This window comes from Nonomuraea deserti, from assembly GCF_004348685.1.
GTDB classification, from domain to species: Bacteria; Actinomycetota; Actinomycetes; order Streptosporangiales; family Streptosporangiaceae; genus Nonomuraea; species Nonomuraea deserti.
The window spans coordinates 1-17857 of record NZ_SMKO01000111.1 but is presented as its reverse complement, the minus strand read 5'-3'; the positions used below and the strand labels follow the sequence as shown (position 1 = coordinate 17857).

Annotated in this window: 22 protein-coding genes; all 22 read right to left on the bottom strand. The window is 66.6% G+C overall.

Annotated elements, in window-relative coordinates; all coding sequences use genetic code 11:
• Positions 1-543, bottom strand: coding sequence for a 50S ribosomal protein L6 (gene rplF / locus E1292_RS31505; protein ID WP_132599493.1), 543 nt, complete (start codon positions 541-543; stop codon positions 1-3).
• Positions 544-559: 16 nt separating this feature from the next.
• Positions 560-958: a 30S ribosomal protein S8 gene (gene rpsH, locus E1292_RS31500; RefSeq protein ID WP_132509675.1), complete on the bottom strand. Its 399-nt coding sequence runs from the start codon at positions 956-958 to the stop codon at positions 560-562.
• Positions 959-1164: 206 nt separating this feature from the next.
• Positions 1165-1350 (bottom strand): type Z 30S ribosomal protein S14, encoded by a 186-nt coding sequence (locus tag E1292_RS31495; protein ID WP_132337023.1) that lies wholly within the window; start codon positions 1348-1350, stop codon positions 1165-1167.
• A gap of 2 nt (positions 1351-1352) precedes the next feature.
• On the bottom strand, positions 1353-1928 hold the full coding sequence (rplE, locus tag E1292_RS31490) for a 50S ribosomal protein L5 (protein WP_132509674.1): 576 nt from the start codon (positions 1926-1928) through the stop codon (positions 1353-1355).
• Entirely contained in the window at positions 1928-2233 is a 306-nt protein-coding gene (gene rplX, locus E1292_RS31485; RefSeq protein ID WP_132599514.1) for a 50S ribosomal protein L24, read from the bottom strand. Before rplX ends, rplE begins: the two co-directional genes overlap by 1 nt.
• An 8-nt stretch (positions 2234-2241) precedes the next feature.
• Positions 2242-2613, bottom strand: coding sequence for a 50S ribosomal protein L14 (rplN, locus tag E1292_RS31480; RefSeq protein ID WP_132509672.1), 372 nt, complete (start codon positions 2611-2613; stop codon positions 2242-2244).
• A gap of 324 nt (positions 2614-2937) precedes the next feature.
• Complete coding sequence (rpsQ, locus tag E1292_RS31475) at positions 2938-3231, bottom strand: 30S ribosomal protein S17 (protein ID WP_132599491.1); 294 nt, start codon at positions 3229-3231, stop codon at positions 2938-2940.
• The gene (rpmC, locus tag E1292_RS31470) at positions 3224-3460 is read right to left on the bottom strand and encodes a 50S ribosomal protein L29 (protein WP_132337013.1); all 237 of its coding nucleotides are present in this window, start codon (positions 3458-3460) and stop codon (positions 3224-3226) included. The genes rpsQ and rpmC overlap by 8 nt, the downstream gene beginning before the upstream one ends.
• Before the next feature lie 82 nt (positions 3461-3542).
• Positions 3543-3962 carry a 50S ribosomal protein L16 gene (rplP, locus tag E1292_RS31465; protein ID WP_132599489.1) on the bottom strand — a complete coding sequence of 140 codons (420 nt, stop codon included), beginning with the start codon at positions 3960-3962 and terminating at the stop codon, positions 3543-3545.
• Positions 3963-3964: 2 nt separating this feature from the next.
• Positions 3965-4822: a 30S ribosomal protein S3 gene (gene rpsC, locus E1292_RS31460; protein ID WP_132599487.1), complete on the bottom strand. Its 858-nt coding sequence runs from the start codon at positions 4820-4822 to the stop codon at positions 3965-3967.
• Positions 4822-5175: a 50S ribosomal protein L22 gene (gene rplV / locus E1292_RS31455; RefSeq protein ID WP_132599484.1), complete on the bottom strand. Its 354-nt coding sequence runs from the start codon at positions 5173-5175 to the stop codon at positions 4822-4824. The genes rpsC and rplV overlap by 1 nt, the downstream gene beginning before the upstream one ends.
• A 24-nt stretch (positions 5176-5199) precedes the next feature.
• Positions 5200-5478, bottom strand: coding sequence for a 30S ribosomal protein S19 (rpsS, locus tag E1292_RS31450; protein WP_090930455.1), 279 nt, complete (start codon positions 5476-5478; stop codon positions 5200-5202).
• Between the two features lie 11 nt (positions 5479-5489).
• Positions 5490-6326 (bottom strand): 50S ribosomal protein L2, encoded by an 837-nt coding sequence (gene rplB / locus E1292_RS31445; RefSeq protein ID WP_132509668.1) that lies wholly within the window; start codon positions 6324-6326, stop codon positions 5490-5492.
• A 134-nt stretch (positions 6327-6460) separates the two neighbouring features.
• Positions 6461-6763, bottom strand: coding sequence for a 50S ribosomal protein L23 (gene rplW / locus E1292_RS31440; RefSeq protein ID WP_080043238.1), 303 nt, complete (start codon positions 6761-6763; stop codon positions 6461-6463).
• Entirely contained in the window at positions 6763-7407 is a 645-nt protein-coding gene (gene rplD / locus E1292_RS31435) for a 50S ribosomal protein L4 (protein WP_132599482.1), read from the bottom strand. Before rplD ends, rplW begins: the two co-directional genes overlap by 1 nt.
• Entirely contained in the window at positions 7404-8057 is a 654-nt protein-coding gene (gene rplC, locus E1292_RS31430) for a 50S ribosomal protein L3 (RefSeq protein WP_132599480.1), read from the bottom strand. The genes rplD and rplC overlap by 4 nt, the downstream gene beginning before the upstream one ends.
• Positions 8058-8071: 14 nt before the next feature.
• On the bottom strand, positions 8072-8380 hold the full coding sequence (rpsJ, locus tag E1292_RS31425) for a 30S ribosomal protein S10 (protein WP_012887830.1): 309 nt from the start codon (positions 8378-8380) through the stop codon (positions 8072-8074).
• Positions 8381-8634: 254 nt separating this feature from the next.
• Positions 8635-9828: an elongation factor Tu gene (gene tuf / locus E1292_RS31420; protein ID WP_132509665.1), complete on the bottom strand. Its 1194-nt coding sequence runs from the start codon at positions 9826-9828 to the stop codon at positions 8635-8637.
• 150 nt (positions 9829-9978) lie between these two features.
• Positions 9979-12027 (bottom strand): elongation factor G, encoded by a 2049-nt coding sequence (gene fusA, locus E1292_RS31415; protein WP_246090467.1) that lies wholly within the window; start codon positions 12025-12027, stop codon positions 9979-9981.
• 241 nt (positions 12028-12268) lie between these two features.
• Positions 12269-12739, bottom strand: coding sequence for a 30S ribosomal protein S7 (gene rpsG / locus E1292_RS31410; protein WP_020542314.1), 471 nt, complete (start codon positions 12737-12739; stop codon positions 12269-12271).
• Positions 12739-13113: a 30S ribosomal protein S12 gene (rpsL, locus tag E1292_RS31405; protein WP_043623420.1), complete on the bottom strand. Its 375-nt coding sequence runs from the start codon at positions 13111-13113 to the stop codon at positions 12739-12741. The genes rpsG and rpsL overlap by 1 nt, the downstream gene beginning before the upstream one ends.
• 725 nt (positions 13114-13838) lie before the next feature.
• Positions 13839-17714, bottom strand: a complete 3876-nt coding sequence (locus tag E1292_RS31400; protein WP_132599476.1) for a DNA-directed RNA polymerase subunit beta' — start codon at positions 17712-17714, stop codon at positions 13839-13841.
• Positions 17715-17857 lie beyond the last annotated feature (143 nt).

The window sequence follows — 17857 nt, the reverse complement described above, 5'->3', positions numbered from 1 at the left end:
CTACTTACCAGCCTTTCCGACCTTGCGGCGGATCTGTTCGCCCTGGTAACGCACGCCCTTGCCCTTGTACGGGTCAGGCTTGCGCAACTTGCGGATGTTGGCCGCGACCTCGCCGACCTTCTGCTTGTCGATGCCGTCCACGTGGAACAGGGTCGGCTTCTCGACGCGGAAGGTGACGCCGTCGGGCGCGTCGACGATGACCGGGTGACTGAAGCCCAGCGAGAACTCCAGCTGCGTCGGGCCCTTGGCCTGGACGCGGTAACCGACCCCGACGATCTCAAGGCTCTTGGAGTAACCCTGAGTGACGCCCTGCACCATGTTGGCGATCAGCGTCCTGGACAGGCCGTGCAGCGCACGGACCTTGTTCTCGTCACTGGGCCGGGAGACGGCGATGCTGCCGTCGTCGTCACGAGCGACCGCGATGGGCTCGGCGACCGTGTGAGTGAGCGTGCCCTTCGGGCCCTTGACCTGGACATCCTGGCCGTCGATCGTGATGTCAACGCCACTCGGCACAGGGATGGGCAGCCGTCCGATTCGCGACATGCTGTGTTCCTCCCCTCTACCAGACGTAGGCGAGGACTTCCCCGCCTACACCACGCTTGCCGGCCTGCTTGTCGGTCATGAGACCGGCGGACGTCGAGATGATCGCGACGCCCAGCCCGCCCAGGACCCGAGGCAGGTTGTCCTTCTTCGCATAAACCCGCAGACCGGGCTTGGAAACCCGGCGCAGGCCCGCGAGCGACCGCTCACGGGTAGGCCCGAACTTGAGCTCCACCACGAGGTTCTTGCCAACCTTGGCGTCTTCGACGGTCCAAGCCTGGATGTAACCCTCCTGCTGGAGGATCTCGGCGATGTGCGCCTTGATCTTCGAGTACGGCATCGCCACGCTCTCGTGGTACGCCGAATTCGCGTTGCGCAGACGTGTGAGCATGTCTGCGATCGGGTCGGTCATCGTCATGGCCAGTGGCCTTCCTCGCCGCGGTTTCCAGTCGGCCAAGCAGCACCCGTGATTGGGGCTCTCTGCCGGTGGACCTTCGGCGTGGTCATGGATGTTCCCGCGAGGGAGCATCCTGGTCTTCTTCGGAATATGGGAGGCGGGCGGTCACCCGCGGGCGGCACGAAGGCCGCCCACAGGTTATCCGACGAAAAACCCGCTCGTCGGGACTACCAGCTCGACTTGGTGATGCCGGGCAGCTCGCCCCGGTGCGCCATCTCGCGGAAGCACACGCGGCACAGCCCGAACTTGCGGTAGACGGCGCGCGGCCGACCACAGCGCGAGCAACGAGTGTACGCCCGGACCTGGAACTTCGGCTTGCGCCCTGCCTTGGCGATCAGCGACTTCTTCGCCATGATCAGGCCTCCTTGAAGGGGAACCCGAGGAGCTTCAGCAGCGCCCGGCCCTGGTCGTCGTTCTTCGCGGTGGTCACGATCGTGATGTCCATGCCCCGCGGCCGGTCGACCTTGTCCTGGTCGACCTCGTGGAACATGACCTGCTCGGTCAGACCGAACGTGTAGTTGCCGTTGCCGTCGAACTGCTTCGGCGACAGGCCGCGGAAGTCCCTGATGCGCGGGAGCGCGAGGGACAGCAACCGGTCGAGGAACTCCCACATGCGGTCGCCGCGCAGCGTGACGTGCGCGCCGATCGGCATGCCCTCGCGCAGCTTGAACTGCGCGATCGACTTGCGCGCCCGGACGACGGCCGGCTTCTGGCCGGTGATCACGGTGAGGTCGCGGACGGCGCCTTCGATGAGCTTGGAGTCACGAGCCGCCTCGCCGACACCCATGTTGACCTTGATCTTGGTCAGGCCGGGGATCTGCATGACGTTCTCGATGCCGAACTGCTCGCGAAGCTGGGCCGCGATCTCCTCGCGGTACTTCGTCTTCAGCCGTGGCGTCGGGCGCTCTGTCTCAGTGGTCGTGGCAGTCATCAGCTGTCCTCACCCGTCTCGTCGGCCTTGGCCTCGGACTTCTCCTCGGCGGGCGTCTTGTCGGCGGGCTTGTCGTCCTTGAGCTTCTTCACGTTGCTCACGTGGATGGGAGCCTCCATGGTCTGCACACCGCCGGTCTTGGCGCCGCGCGGACCCTGGTGGGTCTCCTTGACGTGCTTCTTGATCATGTTGACGCCCTCGACCACCACGCGGTCCTCGCGCGGGTAGGTGGCGATGACGTGACCCTTGGCGCCCTTGTCCTTGCCGGCGATGACCCGGACCAGGTCACCCTTCTTCACATGCAGCTTCGGCATTACAGCACCTCCGGGGCGAGCGAGATGATGCGCATGAACTTCTTGTCGCGCAGCTCGCGGCCGACCGGGCCGAAGATACGGGTGCCACGAGGGTCGCCGCTGTCCCTGATGATGACGGCGGCGTTCTCGTCGAACCGGATGTAGGAGCCGTCGGGCCGGCGGCGCTCCTTGACCGTGCGGACGATGACGGCCCGGACCACGTCGCCCTTCTTGACGCCCGTGCTGCCGGGCAGCGCGTCCTTGACAGTGGCGACGATGATGTCGCCGATACCGGCGTAGCGTCGGCCCGAGCCACCGAGAACACGGATGCAGAGGATCTCCTTGGCACCCGTGTTGTCGGCGACCTTGAGCCGCGACTCCTGCTGGATCACTTTCACTCCTGTTAGTCGCGCCGGTTCTCACGCGGAGGGCTGCCCCGCGGCCCTTTGTCGGTGCTTCGCACGCTTCTGTGGAGGATCGCGGGAGAAACTCCCGCTACTCCCCAGGTCGTGCTTCGCGCCCCGACGTCAAGAGGCCGCGGAAGCGAGCTTCCGCGTGAGCCTGGCGGAACCTGCTGTTGTCTTGTTCCCCCGGCCACAACCCTCCGTGGAGGGCCGCACCGCAGGCGACGCGAGGCCTGGCGGCCCCGCGTCCTTGGACGCCGTCATGGGGGCTCCGAGAGCCCCCACGAGGCGCGGTATATCCGAGAAGGAGTGTTACTTCGCCTTCTCGAGGATCTCCACGACCCTCCACCGCTTGGTGGCGGAGAGGGGGCGGGTCTCCATGAGCAGCACGCGGTCGCCCACGCCACAGGCGTTGGCCTCGTCGTGCGCCTTGTACTTCGTCGTACGGCGGATGACCTTGCCGTACAGGCGGTGCTTGACGCGGTCCTCGACGGCGACGACGACGGTCTTGTCCATCTTGTCGCTGACGACGAGGCCCTCACGGACCTTGCGGAAGTTCCGCGCGTCCTTCGTCTCCGTGGTCTCGGTGGTCTCGGTCTCAGCCATCGCTCGTCTCCTTCTCGACCGTGACGATGCCGAGCTCGCGCTCGCGCATCACGGTGTAGATACGGGCGATCTCGCGGCGGACGGCCCGCAGCCGCCCGTGGCTCTCCAACTGACCGGTAGCCGACTGGAAACGAAGGTTGAACAGCTCTTCCTTCGCCTCCTTCAGCTTCTGGACGAGGGTCTCCTCGTCCTCGAGCCGCAGCTCTCCGGCGGTCAGGCCCTTAGCCATCACGCCTCACCCACTTCACGCTTAACGATCTTGCATGTTGAGTAAGCGCAGCATCGGGAGCTTGTGGTTCGCGAAGCGAACATCAGGCCTCACCCACTTCGCGCTTAACGATCTTGCACTTCATCGGGAGCTTGTGGATCGCACGCTGAAGCGCCTCGCGAGCGACCGACTCCGCCACGCCCGACAGCTCGAACATCACGCGTCCGGGCTTGACGTTGGCCACCCACCACTCCGGCGAGCCCTTGCCGGAGCCCATGCGGGTCTCGGCCGGCTTCTTCGTGAGCGGACGGTCGGGGTAGATGTTGATCCACACCTTGCCGCCACGGCGGATGTGACGGGTCATGGCGATACGGGCGGACTCGATCTGGCGGTTGGTCACGTAGGAGTGCTCAATCGCCTGGATGCCGAACTCGCCGAACACGACCCTGGTGCCGCCCTTGGCGGCGCCGCTGCGGTCGGGCCGGTGCTGCTTGCGGTGCTTGACCCTGCGCGGGATCAGCATGGTCAGCTCCCTTCAGCACCCGGCTGCGCAGCCGGGCCGGTCTCGGGAGTCCCCTGGGCGGGTGCCGCCTGGGACTCGGTGCGGGGGGCGCGGTCACGGTCGCCACGGCCACCGCCACGACGCGGACGGTCACCGCCGCCACGACGCGGACGGTCACCGCCACCACGACGGTCGTCACGGTCACGACGCTGGCCGGCACGAGCGCCGGCGGCGGCCGCCTCGCGCTCGGCGCGGCTCGTCGGAGCCTCGCCCTTGTAGATCCAGACCTTCACACCGATGCGGCCGAAGGTCGTACGGGCCTCGTAGAAGCCGTAGTCGATGTCCGCGCGGAGGGTGTGCAGCGGCACGCGGCCCTCGCGGTAGAACTCCGACCGCGACATCTCGGCGCCGCCCAGACGGCCGGAGCACTGGACACGGATGCCCTTGGCGCCGGACTTCATGGCCGACTGCATCGCCTTGCGCATGGCGCGGCGGAACGAGACACGGCTCGACAGCTGCTCGGCGACGCCCTGCGCGACGAGCTGGGCGTCGATCTCCGGGTTCTTCACCTCGAGGATGTTGAGCTGGACCTGCTTCTTGGTCAGCTTCTCCAGGTCGCCGCGGATGCGGTCCGCCTCGGCTCCGCGCCGGCCGATCACGATGCCGGGCCGCGCGGTGTGGATGTCCACCTGCACGCGGTCGGTGGTGCGCTCGATCTCCACCTTGGAGATGCCGGCCCGCTCCATGCCCTTCTGCAGCATGCGGCGGATCGAGACGTCCTCTGCGACGTACGACTTGTACAGCTTGTCGGCGTACCACCGGCTCTTGAAGTCGGTCGTGATGCCGAGGCGGAACCCGTGCGGGTTAACCTTCTGGCCCACTATCGGGTCCTTCCCTTCGGCTCGCGGGACTCCACGATCACGGTGATGTGGCTCGTCCGCTTGTTGATCCGATAGGCACGACCCTGTGCGCGCGGACGGAACCGCTTCAGCGTCGGGCCCTCGTCGACCCACGCCCGGCTCACGACGAGCGTGCTGGGGTCGAGATCGAAATTGTGCTCAGCGTTGGCCATGGCGCTGCTGAGCACCTTGAAGATCGGCTCGCTCGCCGACTGGGGAGCGAACTGCAGCACGGCCTGCGCCTCCGAAGCGGGCAGCCCGCGAATAAGGTCCACCACGCGGCGGGCCTTGAGGGGCGTGACACGGACGAACCGCGCCTGAGCCCTGGCTTCCATCGCTTTCTCCTACTTCCGGGACGCTTACCGCCGGCTGCGGCGGTCTTCCTTGACGTGGCTGCGGAACGTACGCGTGGGAGCGAACTCTCCGAGCTTGTGACCGATCATCGACTCGGTGATGAACACCGGGACGTGCTTGCGGCCGTCGTGAACGGCGATCGTGTGCCCGAGCATGTCAGGAACGATCATGGAGCGCCGCGACCACGTCTTGATGACGTTCTTGCTGCCCTTCTCGTTCTGGGCGTCCACCTTCTTCTGAAGGTGGTCGTCCACGAAGGGACCCTTCTTAAGGCTACGTGGCATTTCGGCTGCTCCTACCGCTTCTTCCTCTTGCTCCGCCGACGGATGATCAGCCGGTCGCTGGCCTTGTTGGCCTGGCGGGTGCGGCCCTCGGGCTTGCCCTTCGGGTTCACCGGGTGGCGACCACCGGAGGTCTTGCCCTCACCACCACCGTGCGGGTGGTCGACCGGGTTCATGGCGACACCGCGAACGGTGGGGCGCTTGCCCTTCCACCGCATACGGCCGGCCTTGCCCCAGTTGATGTTGGCCTGCTCGGCGTTGCCCACCTGACCCACCGAGGCCCGGCAGCGCACGTCGACCATGCGCATCTCACCGGACGGCATACGCAGCGTGGCGTACTGGCCCTCCTTGGCGAGCAGCTGGATCTGGGCGCCCGCGGAACGGCCCAGCTTGGCGCCACCACCCGGACGGAGCTCCACCGCGTGGATGAAGGTACCGGTCGGGATGTTGCGCAGCGGCAGGCAGTTGCCCGGCTTGATGTCGGCGGAGGGGCCGTTCTCGATGCGGTCGCCCTGCTTCAGGCCGGTCGGCGCGATGATGTAGCGCTTCTCGCCGTCGGCGTAGTGCAGCAGAGCGATATTGGCGGTGCGGTTGGGGTCGTACTCGATGTGAGCGACCTTGGCCGGGATGCCGTCCTTGTCATGCCTACGGAAGTCGATGATCCGGTAGGCGCGCTTGTGACCGCCGCCCTGGTGGCGAGCGGTGACTCGGCCGTGTACGTTGCGGCCGCCCTTGCTGTGAAGGGGCGCAAGCAACGACTTCTCGGGCGTGCTGCGGGTGATCTCGGAGAAGTCCGAGACACTCGACCCGCGGCGACCCGGAGTCGTCGGCTTGTACTTACGGATGCCCATCTTTTTCGTTCATCCTTCGTCGGAATCCAGAATCCAGAGGATTCTGGATCTCTTATTTCAATCGTGCGAAGCGCCCAGCCGATGTCGCCGAAGGCGACGCCGGAGGGATCGCGGGGGGCAGAGCCCCCCGCGGGTCAGCCGATCTGACCGAAAATGTCGATCCGATCGCCTTCGACCAGGCTCACGATCGCGCGCTTGGTGTCGGGACGCTTGCCGTAACCGGTGCGGGTGCGCTTGCGCTTGCCCTGCCGGTTGATGGTGTTCACGCTGGTGACCTTGACCCCGAAGATCTGCTCGACAGCGATCTTGACCTGAGTCTTGTTCGCGGTCTTCTTCACCAGGAACGTGTACTTGTTGTTCTCGTCGATCAGGCCGTAGCTCTTCTCAGAGACCACCGGCTTGATGATGATGTCGCGCGGGTCGGCGATCTTCTCCATCAGGCGTCTTCCTTCCCGCCACTCAGCCGCGCCACGACCTGGTCGTACGCCTCCTGGGTGAAGACCACGTCGTCGTGCACGAGCACGTCGTAGGTGTTGAGCTGCCCCGCGTCCAGCAGGTGGACCTCGGGAGCGTTGCGCAGGCTCAGCCAGGTCAGCTCGTCGTTCTCGTCGACCACGACGAGGACGCGAGGAGCCTGGGTGATCTTGCGCAGGGCGTCCAGGGTGGCCTTGGTCTTGGGCGTCTCGCCCGAGACCAGCGAGCTGACCACGTGGACGCGACCGCCACCGGCCCGGTCGGACAGGGCGCCACGCAGCGCGGCGGCCTTCATCTTCTTGGGCGTGCGCTGCGAGTAGTCGCGCGGCACCGGTCCGTGGACGATGCCACCGCCGGCGAACTGCGGAGCGCGGGTCGAACCCTGGCGGGCCCGGCCGGTGCCCTTCTGCCGGTACGGCTTCTTGCCGCCGCCGGAGACCTCACCACGGGTCTTGGCCTTGTGGGTGCCCTGCCGGCGAGCGGCGAGCTGGGCCACGACCACCTGGTGGATCAGCGGAACGTTGACCTTGGCGCCGAAGATGTCTTCGGGCAGGTCGACCGTGCCGGTCTTGGCACCGCTGGCGTCGAGGACGTCAATGCTTGTCACTTCGCAGCCCCCTTCTTGGCAGCGGTGCGGACGAGGACGAGGCTTCCGTTGGCGCCGGGGATCGCACCCTTGATCAGGACGAGACCCTTCTCGGCGTCCACGGAGTGAACCTTCAGGCTCTGCACAGTGGTGCGGACGTTACCCATCCGGCCAGCCATGCGCAGACCCTTGAAAACGCGGCCCGGGGTGGCGCAGCCACCGATGGAACCCGGCGAACGGTGCTTGCGCTGCGTACCGTGCGACGCGCCCAGACCACCGAAGCCGTGCCGCTTCATGACACCGGCGAAGCCCTTGCCCTTGCTCTTGCCCGTCACGTCGACGAACTGGCCCGCCTCGAAGGTGTCGGCCAGCAGCTCCTGGCCCAGGGTGTAGTCGTTCGCGTCGTCGGTGCGGATCTCCGCGAAGTAACGGCGCGGGGTGATGTCGTGCTTACGCAGGTAGTCGCCGAGCGGCTTGTTGACCTTCCGTGGGTCGACCTGCCCGAAGCCGAGCTGGACTGCGGAGTAGCCGTCCTTCTCGGGAGTGCGGACGCGGGTCACCACGCACGGACCGGCCTCGACCACGGTCACCGGCACCATCCGGTTGTCCGCGTCGAAGACCTGGGTCATGCCGAGCTTCTTGCCCAGGACGCCCTTGATCGTCTTAGCCATGTCAGTGCGTTCCCTCAGAGCTTGATCGAAATGTCGACACCCGCGGGGAGGTCGAGTCGCATGAGCGAGTCGACCGTCTTGGGGGTCGGGTCGATGATGTCAATCAGCCGCTTGTGCGTGCGCATCTCGAAGTGCTCGCGGCTGTCCTTGTACTTGTGCGGCGAGCGGATGACGCAGTACACGTTCTTCTCGGTCGGCAGCGGCACCGGGCCTGCGACCTTCGCGCCAGTCCGCGTCACCGTCTCGACGATCTTCTTGGCCGAGCTGTCGATGACCTCGTGGTCATAGGCCTTAAGCCGGATGCGGATCTTCTGTCCCGCCATAGTGGCCTCGGTGTCCTTCGCTGTCGTCTGGAAAAGTATCGTGCGGCCTTGTGCCGCTTCCTTCACTGCAGGTCAGGACCTGCGTGACCCCACGAGGCAGACGAAGTCGGTCTGCCTTTTCTTCCGTGATCCGGCAGCGACTTCGGTCACTCGGCCGAAGCTACTGCTGGATCACGGCGCTTTTGCGCGGAGTCTGCGACGTGGCGCGGCGGTCGGTCCCGAATCCGGGGCCGACCGCCGCCCCAGCGGTCAAGCTACTTGATGACCTTGATGACCCGACCGGCGCCGACGGTGCGGCCACCCTCACGGATCGCGAACTTGAGGCCTTCCTCCATGGCGATGGGCTGGATCAGCTCAACGCGCATCTCGGTGTTGTCGCCCGGCATGACCATCTCGGTGCCCTCGGGGAGGTTCACCACACCGGTCACATCCGTCGTACGGAAGTAGAACTGCGGGCGGTAGTTGTTGAAGAACGGCGTGTGGCGGCCGCCCTCGTCCTTGGACAGGATGTAGACCTGGCCGGTGAACTCGGTGTGCGGGGTGGTCGTGCCCGGCTTGATGATGCACTGGCCGCGCTCGACCTCGTCGCGCTTGATGCCGCGGAGCAGCAGCGCGGCGTTGTCGCCCGCGTGACCCTCGTCGAGCATCTTGTTGAACATCTCGATGCTGGTGACGGTGGTGGTCGTCTTCTCCGGCTTGATGCCGATGATGTCGACCTGCTCGTTGACCTTGACGACACCGCGCTCGATACGGCCGGTGACGACCGTGCCGCGACCGGTGATCGAGAAGACGTCCTCGACCGGCATGAGGAACGGCTTGTCCGTCTCACGCGGCGGCTCGGGGACGTTCTCGTCGACGGCGTTCATCAGCTCGACGATGCTGTCGGCCCACTTCTCGTCGCCCTCGAGAGCCTTGAGCGCGGAGACGCGGACGACGGGCAGGTCGTCGCCGGGGAACTCCTGAGCGGAGAGCAGCTCACGGACCTCGAGCTCGACCAGCTCCAGGATCTCCTCGTCGTCGACCATGTCGGCCTTGTTGAGGGCCACGACGATGTAGGGGACGCCGACCTGGCGGGCCAGGAGGACGTGCTCCTTCGTCTGCGGCATCGGGCCGTCGGTGGCGGCGACCACGAGGATGGCGCCGTCCATCTGAGCGGCACCGGTGATCATGTTCTTGACGTAGTCGGCGTGACCCGGGCAGTCAACGTGCGCGTAGTGACGCTTCTCCGTCTGGTACTCGACGTGCGCGATCGAGATCGTGATGCCGCGAGCCTTCTCCTCCGGCGCCTTGTCGATCTTGTCGAACGGCGTCGCGGCGTTCAGCTCGGGGAAACGGTCGTGGAGCACCTTGGTGATCGCCGCGGTCAGTGTGGTCTTACCGTGGTCGATATGCCCAATGGTGCCGATGTTCATGTGCGGCTTGTTCCGCTCGAACTTGGCCTTGCCCACTGGTTCTCTCCTTGAGAATCTGACTGACTTTCGTCTGCACACTTGGGCCCGGGAGCTCCCGAACCCCTTGGCGGCGGGGTGGCTCTCACCACCCTGCCAGGGACCAGGACAGAGGTCCTGGCTCGGCCCCCGTGGGGACCGGACCAGGAACTATTCGCCCCGGGCCTTCGCGACGATCTCCTTGGCGATGCCCGGAGGCACCTCCGCGTAGGAGTCGAACTGCATGCTGTAGCTCGCGCGCCCCTGCGTCTTGCTACGCAGGTCACCCACGTAGCCGAACATCTCAGACAGCGGCACGAGCGCCTCGACGACACGGGCGCCGGCCCGCTCGTCCATCGCCTGGATCTGCCCGCGGCGACCGTTGAGGTCACCGATGACGTCACCCATGTAGTCCTCGGGCGTGGTGACCTCGACGGCCATCATCGGCTCGAGAAGCACGGCGTCCGCCTTACGAGCGGCCTCCTTGAAGGCCATCGATCCGGCGATCTTGAAGGCCATTTCCGAGGAGTCGACGTCGTGCGCGGCACCGTCGGTCAGCGTAACCTTCACGCCGACCATCGGGTAACCGGCCAGCACGCCGAACTCGGCGGCCTCCTGGGCGCCCGCGTCGACCGAGGGGATGTATTCCCTCGGGACCCGGCCACCGGTGACCTTGTTCTCGAACTCGTAGCCGTCGTTGCCCTCGCCCAGCGGCTCGAGGTTGATGATCACCCGCGCGAACTGGCCGGAACCACCGGTCTGCTTCTTGTGGGTGTAGTCGATCTTCTCCACCTTGCGGCGGATGGTCTCGCGGTAGGCGACCTGCGGGCGGCCGACGTTGGCCTCGACCTTGAACTCGCGACGCATGCGGTCGACGAGGATCTCCAGGTGAAGCTCGCCCATGCCCCAGATGACCGTCTGACCGGTCTCCTCGTCACGGCGGACCTGGAAGGACGGGTCCTCCTCGGCCAGCCGCTGGATGGCGGTCGACAGCTTCTCCTGGTCGCCCTTGGTCTTGGGCTCGATGGCGACGTTGATGACCGGAGCCGGGAACGTCATCGACTCGAGCACGACCTGGTTGGACTGGTCGGACAGGGTGTCGCCGGTCGTGGTGTCCTTCAGGCCCATGACCGCGACGATCTGGCCGGCGATCGCCGTCGGGCGCTCTTCGCGCTTGTTGGCGTGCATCTGGTAGATCTTGCCGATCCGCTCTTTCTTGCCCTTCACAGAGTTGACGACCTGTGAACCGGACTCGAGCGTGCCCGAGTAGATGCGGATGTAGGTGATCTTGCCCAGGTGCGGGTCGCTGGCGATCTTGAAGGCCAGGGCGGAGAACGGCTCGGTCGGGTCGGCGTGACGCTCGATGACCTTGTCCTCGTTGCCGACCGCGTGGCCCTTGAAGGCCGGGATGTCGGTCGGCGCCGGCAGGTAGGCGACGATCGCGTCGAGCAGGGGCTGCACGCCCTTGTTCTTGAACGCGGTGCCGCACAGCACAGGGTTGATGGCGCTCGCCAGCGTCGCGCGGCGGATGGCCGCGACCAGCTGCTCCTCGCTGGGCTCGGTGCCCTCGAGGTAGAGCTCCATCAGCTCGTCGTCGTTCTCGGCGACGGTCTCGATGAGCTTGTCACGCCACTCGCGAGCGGCCTCGGCGTGGTCGGCCGGGAGGTCGACGGTCTCGTACATCTCGCCCTTGGCGGCCTCGGCGCTCCAGATCAGGCCCTTCATCTTGATGACGTCGATGACGCCCTTGAAGTCGGCCTCGACGCCCCAGGGGAGCTGGATGACAGCCGGGGCGGCGCCCAGACGACTGATCATCATGTCGACGCAGCGGTGGAACTCAGCGCCGACGCGGTCCATCTTGTTGACGAAACAGATGCGCGGGACGTTGTAGCGGTCCGCCTGTCGCCACACCGTCTCTGACTGCGGCTCGACACCTGCCACACCGTCGAACACGGCGACGGCGCCGTCGAGGACACGCAGCGAACGCTCCACCTCGATGGTGAAGTCGACGTGCCCGGGGGTGTCAATGATGTTGATGGTGTGACCGAGCCACTCACAGGTCGTCGCGGCAGACGTGATCGTGATGCCGCGCTCCTGCTCCTGCTCCATCCAGTCCATCGTGGCAGCGCCCTCGTGGACTTCACCGAGCTTGTAGTTGATGCCGGTGTAGAACAGGATGCGCTCAGTCGTGGTGGTCTTGCCCGCGTCGATATGGGCCATGATCCCGATGTTGCGGACCTTGGCCAGGTCAAGAGCGGTCGTGGTGGCCACTTCTCTCGCGTCCTCTCCTGCGGAGGGCTGGGCCCCCCGCACGCCCCCTACAACTGCTAGGGCCTACGGTCGTTTATCCGCGGGGAAAGCAAGCTTCCCCGCCCCCTCAGTTGCAAGGGCCTACGGTTGTCCTTCGGCGAGTCGCCACCAGGGTGACGGCTCCAGGCCGGCAACCAGCGCGCCGCGCTGCCTACCAGCGGTAGTGAGCGAAGGCCTTGTTGGACTCGGCCATCTTGTGCGTGTCCTCGCGCTTCTTGACGCTCGCCCCGAGGCCGTTGCTGGCGTCGAGGAGCTCGTTCATGAGGCGCTCGGTCATGGTCTTCTCGCGGCGGGCGCGGGAGTACTGCACCAGCCAGCGCAGGGCCAGGGTGGTGCTGCGCGCCGCGCGCACCTCGACCGGCACCTGGTAGGTCGCGCCACCAACGCGACGGCTGCGGACCTCGAGGGTCGGCTTGACGTTGTCGAGCGCGCGCTTCAGGGTGACGACCGGGTCGTTGCCCGTCTTCTCCCTGCAGCCCTCGAGGGCGCCGTAGACGATGGACTGCGCGATGGAGCGCTTGCCGTCCAGGAGCACCTTGTTGATCAGGGCGGTCACCAGCGGCGAGCTGTAAACCGGGTCAGCCATGAGCTGACGACGGCCAGGAGAACCCTTACGAGGCATTAGCTCTTCTCCTTCTTCGCGCCGTAGCGGCTACGGGCCTGCTTGCGGTTGCGGACACCCTGGGTGTCGAGCGAGCCGCGGATGATCTTGTAGCGAACACCAGGCAGGTCCTTCACACGACCGCCACGCACGAGCACGATGGAGTGCTCCTGCAGGTTGTGACCCACACCGGGGATGTAGGCCGTGACCTCGATGCCGTTCGTGAGCCGAACGCGGGCCACCTTGCGCAGTGCCGAGTTGGGCTTCTTCGGGGTGGTGGTGTAGACGCGCTGGCACACGCCGCGCCGCTGAGGGCTCCCCTTGAGGGCAGGAGTCTTGGTCTTGGCGACCTTGTCCTGCCGGCCCTTGCGGACCAACTGCTGAATAGTGGGCACTGCCACTCCGTTTCGTGCCTTGGCCGGTGTTACGTCAGTTGTGGTGCAAGTGCAGGTTCTGCCGGTGTCATGACCTGCTGGTCTTTCGCTGTCCCGGTGCCCCCGCGGTCGGGCGTGTCGCGCTATTCACACAGACACGTCCGCGAGGATTACGAGCCAGGAAGCCGTCCCGCGCTCGCAATTGAGCGCACGGTCGAGAGCCCGCATAGAGACGGGCACGATGTCCAAGACTACCCAGACCCATGCGACACGTCAAAACGGCGCGACAAGGCGGACAGGCCTTGCCACTCCGGATCGCCGGGGCCTATTTCATCCAGCCCATCTACAGCTCCGCGACCATGATATAGGCCCGCAGACCTTCTCGTCCCCCGGACCGGCGTGTTCGTCCCCGTGCCGGGTCAACATCGACCCCTTCTTCCGGTACGGCGGCGCCGGCGCCACCCCGGACGCCGTACAGGGCTCAGGGCCTCCAGGGAGACGCCCTCTGACCCGCACGTGGCACAGCGCCGCTACGGCGCTCTGTGGGCCGTCTCCGTGGCCAGGCGGGCACCCCGCATCCGGCACCGGCCGCCCGGCGATGACCGGAACCGCCCCGATCGTCGAAACCGGGCCGAAGACCGGGACCCCGCCCCGAGCACCCAGAGCCGGGCCGGGGACCGGAGACGCGAAGCGCCCGGACCTCCTGATCGGAGACCCGGGCGCGTTCGCTGCCGTTGACTAGGACGTCACCGGTTGTACTGGCCGAAGTCGTATTCCTCCAGCGGCACGGCCTCGCCGCTGCCGGTGCCGAAGGTGTAGTCGGCCGCCGAACCGTCGTAACCGCCGACGGTGTACATGGCCGCCTTGGCCTCTTCGGTCGGCTCCACCCGGATGTTGCGGTATTGCGGCATGCCGGTGCCCGCGGGGATGAGCTTGCCGATGATGACGTTCTCCTTCAGGCCCAGGAGCGAGTCGGACTTGGCGTGGATCGCCGCGTCCGTCAGGACCCTGGTCGTCTCCTGGAAGGAGGCCGCCGACAACCACGACTCGGTGGCGAGCGACGCCTTCGTGATGCCCATGAGCACCGGACGGCCGGCGGCCGGGGAGCCGCTCTCCGCCACCGTCTCGCGGTTCATCTGCTCGAAGCGCGGACGCTCGACGAGTTCGCCGGGCAGCAGGTCGGTGTCACCGGACTCCAGCACGTTCACGCGCTTGAGCATCTGCCGCACGATGATCTCGATGTGCTTGTCGTGGATCGACACGCCCTGCGAGCGGTAGACCTGCTGGACCTCCGCCACCAGGTGCAGCTGCACGGCCCGCGGGCCGAGGATGCGCAGCACCTCGTTGGGGTTGACCGCACCGGCGACCAGCTGCTGGCCGACCGTGACACGCTGGCCGTCCTGCACGAGCAGGCGCGACCGCATCGACACCGGGTAGGCGATCTCCTCCGAGCCGTCGTCGGGGGTGATCACGACCTTCCTAGTCTTGTCGGTCTCGTCGATGCGAGCCCGGCCCTCGGCCTCGGAGATCGGGGCGACACCCTTGGGGATGCGCGCCTCGAACAGCTCCGTGACACGGGGCAGACCGTGGGTGATGTCGGCGCCGGCCACACCACCGGTGTGGAACGTACGCATCGTCAGCTGCGTGCCGGGCTCACCGATCGACTGGGCGGCGATGATGCCGACCGCCTCGCCGACGTCCACGAGCTTGCCGGTGGCCAGCGAGCGGCCGTAGCAGGTCGCGCAGACACCGATCTTGGCCTCGCAGACGAGCGCGCTGCGGGTGCGGACCGTCTCGACGCCCGCCTCGACCAGGGCCGCCACGTGGTTGTCGTTGATGTCGACACCCGCGGGGACGATGACCTTGCCGTCGACCTCGACGTCCTCGGCCAGGATGCGGCCGTGCACGTTGGACTCGGCGTTCTCGGCCTTGACCAGGTTGCCGGTCGCGTCGCGCTCGCCGACGTGCAGCGGGACGGCGCGGTCGGTGCCGCAGTCGATCTCGCGCACGATGACGTCCTGCGCGACGTCCACCAGACGACGGGTCAGGTAGCCCGAGTCGGCGGTACGCAGGGCGGTGTCGGCGAGACCCTTCCGCTGGCCGTGGGTGGAGATGAAGTATTCCAGCACCGACAGGCCCTCGCGGAACGAGGCCTTGATCGGCCGCGGGATCGTCTCACCCTTGGTGTTGGACACCAGGCCGCGGATGCCGGCGATCTGCCGGACCTGCATCTTGTTACCGCGGGCGCCGGAGTTGACCATCATCCAGACCGGGTTGGTCGCCGGGAAGGCGGTGACCATGTCGGTCTCGACGTCGGCCGTCGCGTGCGTCCAGATCTCGATGAGCTCCTGACGGCGCTCCTCGTCGGTGATCAGACCGCGCTCGTACTCGCGCTGGACCTTGTCGGCCCGGCGCTCGTAGCTCTCCATGATGTCGGTCTTGTTGGGCGGCGCGACGACGTCCTCGATCGAGATCGTGACGCCGGAGCGCGTCGCCCAGCGGAAGCCGGCGTCCTTGAGCGCGTCGAGCGCGTTGGCGACCTCGATCTTGGGGTAGGTCTCCGCCAGCTCGTTCACGATCGTGGACAGCTGCTTCTTGCCGACCTGGAAGTCGACGAACGGGTAGCTGTCGGGCAGCGTCTGGTTGAACAGGCACCGCCCGAACGTCGTCTCCAGCCGGATCGGGTCGCCCTGCTCCCAGCCTTCGGGCGCGACCCAGTCACGCGGCGGCAGGACGTCCTTCAGCCGGATCTGGATCTTCGCCTGGATCTCCAGCTCGCGGCGGTCGAAGGCCATCTGCGCCTCGGCGATCGAGCCGAACACGCGGCCCTCGCCCAGCGCGCCGTCCTTCTGGGTGGTCAGCCAGTAGAGGCCGATGACCATGTCCTGGGTGGGCATCGTCACGGGCTTGCCGTCGGCCGGCTTGAGGATGTTGTTGGTCGAGAGCATCAGGATGCGTGCCTCGGCCTGGGCCTCAGCCGACAGCGGCAGGTGCACGGCCATCTGGTCGCCGTCGAAGTCCGCGTTGAACGCGGTGCAGACGAGCGGGTGGATCTGGATGGCCTTGCCCTCGACCAGCTGCGGCTCGAACGCCTGGATGCCCAGGCGGTGGAGCGTCGGGGCGCGGTTGAGCAGCACGGGATGCTCGGTGATGACCTCTTCGAGGACGTCCCACACCACGGGACGCGCCCGCTCGACCATCCGCTTGGCCGACTTGATGTTCTGGGCGTGGTTGAGGTCGACCAGCCGCTTCATCACGAACGGCTTGAACAGCTCCAGCGCCATCTGCTTGGGCAGGCCGCACTGGTGCAGCTTGAGCTGCGGGCCGACGACGATGACCGAACGGCCGGAGTAGTCGACGCGCTTGCCCAGCAGGTTCTGCCGGAAACGACCCTGCTTACCCTTGAGCATGTCGCTCAGGGACTTCAGCGGGCGGTTGCCGGGCCCGGTGACCGGGCGACCGCGACGGCCGTTGTCGAACAGCGCGTCGACGGCCTCCTGCAGCATCCGCTTCTCGTTGTTCACGATGATCTCGGGCGCGCCGAGGTCGAGCAGACGCTTGAGCCGGTTGTTGCGGTTGATGACCCGGCGGTAGAGGTCGTTGAGGTCGGAGGTCGCGAACCGGCCACCGTCGAGCTGCACCATCGGGCGCAGGTCCGGCGGGATGACCGGGATGCAGTCGAGCACCATGCCGCGCGGCGAGTTGGTCGTGTTGAGGAACGCCGACACGACCTTGAGCCGCTTGAGCGCGCGGGCCTTCTTCTGGCCCTTGCCGCTGCGGATGGTCTCGCGCAGGTTTTCGGCCTCGGCGTCGAGGTCGAAGCTCACCAGGCGCTCCTGGATCGCCTGCGCGCCCATGCCGCCCTTGAAGTAGCGGCCGAAGCGGTCACGCATCTCGCGGTAGAGCAGCTCGTCGCCCTCGAGGTCCTGGACCTTGAGGTTCTTGAAGCGGCTCCAGACCTCGTCGAGCCGGTCGATCTCGCGCTGGGCGCGATCGCGCAGCTGACGCATCTCGCGCTCGGCGCCCTCACGGACCTTGCGACGCTGGTCGCCCTTGGCGCCGGCGGCCTCGAGCTCGGCCAGGTCGCTTTCGAGCTTCTTCTGCCTGGTCTCGACGTCGGCGTCGCGGCGCTGCTCGATGTGCTGCCGCTCGACGGAGATCTTCGCCTCCAGCGAGGGCAGGTCACGCTCACGCATCTCGGTGTCGACATGCGTGATCATGTAGGCCGCGAAGTAGATGACCTTCTCCAGGTCCTTCGGGGCCAGGTCGAGCAGGTAGCCGAGGCGCGACGGAACGCCCTTGAAGTACCAGATGTGCGTGACCGGCGCGGCCAGCTCGATGTGGCCCATCCGCTCACGACGCACCTTGGCACGGGTCACCTCGACGCCGCAGCGCTCACAGATGATGCCCTTGAACCGGACGCGCTTGTACTTGCCGCAGTAGCACTCCCAGTCGCGGGTCGGGCCGAAGATCTTCTCGCAGAAGAGTCCGTCCTTTTCCGGCTTGAGGGTGCGGTAGTTGATCGTCTCCGGCTTCTTGACCTCGCCGTGCGACCACTGACGAATGTCGTCGGCCGTCGCCAGCCCGATCCGAAGCTCGTCGAAGAAGTTGACGTCTAGCATTTGTGCGATCTCCCCCTCAGACTTCTTCCACGCTGCTCGGCTCGCGCCGGGACAGGTCGATACCGAGCTCCTCCGCGGCGCGGAAGACGTCCTCGTCGGTGTCACGCATCTCGATGGACATGCCGTCGCTGGAAAGCACCTCG

Bases quoted from the DNA above. Each gene is read 5' to 3' on its own strand.
- rplC (WP_132599480.1), bottom strand. From the start codon at position 8,057: ATGGCTAAGACGATCAAGGGCGTCCTGGGCAAGAAGCTCGGCATGACC.
- rpsJ (WP_012887830.1), bottom strand. From the start codon at position 8,380: ATGGCGGGACAGAAGATCCGCATCCGGCTTAAGGCCTATGACCACGAG.
- E1292_RS31400 (WP_132599476.1), bottom strand. From the start codon at position 17,714: ATGCTAGACGTCAACTTCTTCGACGAGCTTCGGATCGGGCTGGCGACG.
- rplP (WP_132599489.1), bottom strand. From the start codon at position 3,962: ATGCTGATCCCGCGCAGGGTCAAGCACCGCAAGCAGCACCGGCCCGAC.
- rpsQ (WP_132599491.1), bottom strand. From the start codon at position 3,231: ATGGCTGAGACCGAGACCACCGAGACCACGGAGACGAAGGACGCGCGG.
- rpmC (WP_132337013.1), bottom strand. From the start codon at position 3,460: ATGGCTAAGGGCCTGACCGCCGGAGAGCTGCGGCTCGAGGACGAGGAG.
- rpsH (WP_132509675.1), bottom strand. From the start codon at position 958: ATGACGATGACCGACCCGATCGCAGACATGCTCACACGTCTGCGCAAC.
- rpsG (WP_020542314.1), bottom strand. From the start codon at position 12,739: ATGCCTCGTAAGGGTTCTCCTGGCCGTCGTCAGCTCATGGCTGACCCG.
- rplW (WP_080043238.1), bottom strand. From the start codon at position 6,763: ATGGAGAAGATCGCCGACCCGCGCGACATCATCATCAAGCCGGTGGTC.
- rplF (WP_132599493.1), bottom strand. From the start codon at position 543: ATGTCGCGAATCGGACGGCTGCCCATCCCTGTGCCGAGTGGCGTTGAC.
- fusA (WP_246090467.1), bottom strand. From the start codon at position 12,027: ATGGCCCATATCGACGCGGGCAAGACCACCACGACTGAGCGCATCCTG.
- rplE (WP_132509674.1), bottom strand. From the start codon at position 1,928: ATGACTGCCACGACCACTGAGACAGAGCGCCCGACGCCACGGCTGAAG.
- rpsS (WP_090930455.1), bottom strand. From the start codon at position 5,478: ATGCCACGTAGCCTTAAGAAGGGTCCCTTCGTGGACGACCACCTTCAG.
- E1292_RS31495 (WP_132337023.1), bottom strand. From the start codon at position 1,350: ATGGCGAAGAAGTCGCTGATCGCCAAGGCAGGGCGCAAGCCGAAGTTC.
- rplV (WP_132599484.1), bottom strand. From the start codon at position 5,175: ATGGAAGCCAGGGCTCAGGCGCGGTTCGTCCGTGTCACGCCCCTCAAG.
- rplB (WP_132509668.1), bottom strand. From the start codon at position 6,326: ATGGGCATCCGTAAGTACAAGCCGACGACTCCGGGTCGCCGCGGGTCG.